Source organism: Magnetospirillum molischianum DSM 120 (assembly GCF_000294655.1).
GTDB lineage: Bacteria > Pseudomonadota > Alphaproteobacteria > Rhodospirillales > Magnetospirillaceae > Phaeospirillum > Phaeospirillum molischianum.
This window is the reverse complement of sequence record NZ_CAHP01000056.1, coordinates 1-3,361: the sequence shown is the minus strand read 5'-3', so window position 1 is coordinate 3,361 and position 3,361 is coordinate 1. Positions and strand designations below refer to the sequence as shown.

4 protein-coding genes are annotated in these 3,361 nt (G+C 51.1%); all 4 read right to left on the bottom strand.

Annotated features, from left to right (window positions below):
- Position 1: 1 nt before the first annotated feature.
- Positions 2–1,089, bottom strand: a protein-coding gene (locus PHAMO_RS17210) for an IS3 family transposase (RefSeq protein WP_155801870.1) whose coding sequence is annotated in 2 segments (ribosomal slippage) — positions 2–828 and positions 828–1,089 — 1,089 coding nt in all. Because the reading frame shifts where the segments join, the coding sequence is not laid out codon by codon here.
- Positions 1,090–1,454: 365 nt separating this feature from the next.
- Positions 1,455–1,688: a hypothetical protein gene (locus PHAMO_RS19635; protein WP_002731216.1), complete on the bottom strand. Its 234-nt coding sequence runs from the start codon at positions 1,686–1,688 to the stop codon at positions 1,455–1,457.
- Between the two features lie 503 nt (positions 1,689–2,191).
- Positions 2,192–2,674 (bottom strand): hypothetical protein, encoded by a 483-nt coding sequence (locus tag PHAMO_RS19630; RefSeq protein WP_002731215.1) that lies wholly within the window; start codon positions 2,672–2,674, stop codon positions 2,192–2,194.
- Between the two features lie 81 nt (positions 2,675–2,755).
- Positions 2,756–3,361 (bottom strand): IS66 family transposase (locus PHAMO_RS17200; protein ID WP_040567781.1); only part of this gene is annotated, 606 nt, incomplete at its 5' end.

Genomic DNA, 3,361 nt, shown 5'->3' with positions numbered 1-3,361 from the left:
CTCAGGCGGCCAATTTCAGTTTCTGGGCGGGTGTGATGCCGCCGATGCCCATATTGGGGCGGTCGTTGTTGTAGGTCCAGAGCCATTCTGTCGCTTGATCCTGCACCTCCGCGATGGTTTCGAAGAGGAACTGGCCCAGCCATTCATGCCGGACCGTCCGGTTGTAACGCTCGACNTAGGCGTTCTGCTGCGGCTTGCCGGGCTGGATGTGTTGGAGGCCGATGCCGCGCGTCTCGGCCCATTTCATCAGCGTGCCGCTGATATATTCGGGACCGTTGTCGACCCGAATTGTCGCTGGCTTGCCGCGCCATTCGATAATTTGGTTCAGCATCCGGACAACCCGTTCTGCGGGCAGCGAAAAATCGACTTCAATGCCGAGCCCCTCCCGATTGAAATCATCCAGCACGTTGAGAAGCCGGAAAGCCCTGCCATCCTCCAGACGATCCGCCATGAAATCCATCGACCAGACCTGGTTGGGGGCGTCTGGTACCACCAGTTCGTCGGGCTTGTCGCGTTTGAGCCGCTTCCGGGGCTTGATGCGCAGGTTCAGTTCCAACGCGCGATAAATCCGATAGACCCGTTTGTGGTTCCAGTCATGCCCCTGGATATTGCGCAGATACAGGAAGCAGAGGCCGAACCCCCAGGTCTTTCTGGCCTGGGTCAGCCCGATCAAAAGGTCGGCGATCTGCTCGTTCTCGTCGGAGAGCCTCGGGCTATAGCGATAGCACGTCTCGCTGAGCCCAAACGTCCGGCACGCCAACGCAATACTGATCCCTCGTCGCGCCACAGCTGTCTCGGCCATCTCCCGGCGCTGGGATGGCCGGGTTATTTTTTTCCGAGAGCCTCCTTCAGCAATTCGTTTTGCATGCTGAGCTCGGCGAACATCTTCTTCAGCCGCCGGTTCTCGTCCTCCAGCCCCTTCATCTCCGAGATCATCGAGGCGTCCATGCCGCCGTATTTCGCCCGCCATTTGTAGAACGTCGCGCTGCTCATCTGGTGCTCGCGGCACAGCGTCAGGACCGGGATACCCTCCTCCGCCTGACGCAGGATCCCCATGATCTGGGCGTCCGTGAACCGACTCTTCTTCATCCGAATCTCCTCGTTCGCAAAACCGAGAAAATTCTACGTCCGCATCCCCTTATTTCCAGGGGGGATTACCTATTCATCTTCTACTATTCTTTTGCTAGACGAATAAGATTTACCCCTAATAGCTTTAAGTGCCTTTTCAGCACTAGATGAATCCGCTTCATCAATCGCGTTCTTAAGAAGAATTGAGATCATTTTCTCTTCCCAATAGCGACGCCTAAGCGTATCCCACCCCCTTTTAGAAGCAATCTCTTGCAATGTCTCGAAAGAACACTTCCACATATTACTCGTGCACAAACGCATTAAGTCTAACGAAGTGATATATGTCTTAGCTCCATTAACTGGTATCTCGTTATATCCTTCCATGATTACTTCCCATCATTTACATAAATATCAATTGCTCTCATTGCATGAAAATCACTAGTGTAACTTCCAGTTAGATCAAGAGGAGGATTGGTTAAACTACCATTCTTTTCAATTTTCATCAATTCCCTAAGAAGGTAATCACCTATTCTAAAAATTCTAAACCCCTTATAATCTCCAGAAATACTTCTATGTTCGTCATAGAATCTATTTCTAGTCTTGTCATATGTTAAGTTCATAATTTATATTCCTTTTAAATACACTAATTACTTTTATTCGTCTCGGGCCGCCCGCCCTTGAGGGCGTAAGGTTTGGACATAAGAGGGCGTTAAGCCCACCCCTCTCAATTGATTGCGTAGCAATCCCATTCCAAACCAAATGGCCCAAGGAGATATGCGGGGAGCTATGCCGCTACGCGGGCGCTTAGGCCCGGCTAATGGCATCAAAGAAGGGAGAGGGGACGGGGGTTGCTTACAGCCCCCCACCCCTCCCCATTTGCACAGATATATACTCATAATGGTATTATGAATATCGCTTCAGATTAACACGAAGTGTATATGAAAGTTGGTTACTTTCACTGACTGAAGTATATCATTAGAAACAAATGTTACGTTCATCCTATATGGTTGTATAGGTATGCGTAACAAACATTCTGTTGTGAATATTATAGAGGGGTAACAAATATCCTAGAAGCCTTATTAAGAAAAATGTTACCCCCAATATATCTCTAGGGCCTCCTTAGTTACCCAAGGCGAGGAAGCCTTTCTTGCTCAAGCCAATCTTCTTTATCAAGAACATATCCGCCTTTAGCTGTGATACGCTTTTTATACTTTGAATAGGCTACTCTATGTTTGTTTGACCATTCCTCAAGTCTCTTATTTTCGCTAGAGCGTTTAACCTCTTTCTCTAATGATCGTAGAGAATGGAGATTTCCAATCTGCCCTACCACCTGGGCACCGAGGAAAAGCTCTGCCAACTTATCAGCCTCTGCCTTTGACAGAACCACTAGCTTGATAGGGTGCTGGCAGTTCCTATCCCTCAGGGAGCCTCTACCAATGGTTTGATAAGTGTAGGCAAACTTTGTGGCAAAGTAAATTTCAGAAGAACTAATCCCAGTAAATTTACTTAACAGATTTACGATTGATGGTTTTGGATTTATAGCCAATAGACACGCCACATTATGAATATGCTTATACTGGTCTATGCCTTCTGCCCTTGCGGGCAATCTATTTTCATATAGAAGATATCCTTCTTCATTACCATAGTCGTTATTAGGTAATTGCTCACGGGGTTGGCGTCGATTTTGTCAGGCGACGACGAAGGTGCCGTTGACGAGGTCACGAACGGCCTGAAGGGCAGTCTGGCCCTTGAGGCGCGCCGTGCCGGTGACAGACCGGTATCCGGCATGGACTTGGGCACCCCAGTCGGAGCGGAATCCATTGGTGACCTTGCGGAAGACGACGGAGGGCCGGATCTCGCGCTCGGACACATTGTTGGTGGGCGGGACCTCGCGATCGGTAAGGAAGACGAAGAACTTCGTTCGCCACGCCTTGATCTGGCGCTGGAGGATTTTCCCGGCCGGATGAGCGGCGGGGATGGCGAGCAGGGTGTCGAGGCGGCGCTCTGCCTTGGCGGCATAAGCGACCAGCGTAGAGTCCTTGAGCTCTGTTCGTCGTTTGCCGACACGGATTGCCCAACGGAGATGATCACGAATTTTCGGGGCGAAGACGGTGTCGCCGCAATCGATGGCGTATTGGACGTCGCGCAGGACATGGGCGAGACAGACCTGATGGGCCAGGGCGAGATCCTGCTGTCCGGCGTAGCGGTCGGACACCCAGACCCCGGGGCGGTAGTCGCCCNACACGGTCTCGGCGACGCTTTTGGCCCGGCGCGGCGCAATGTCGTGCAGCAC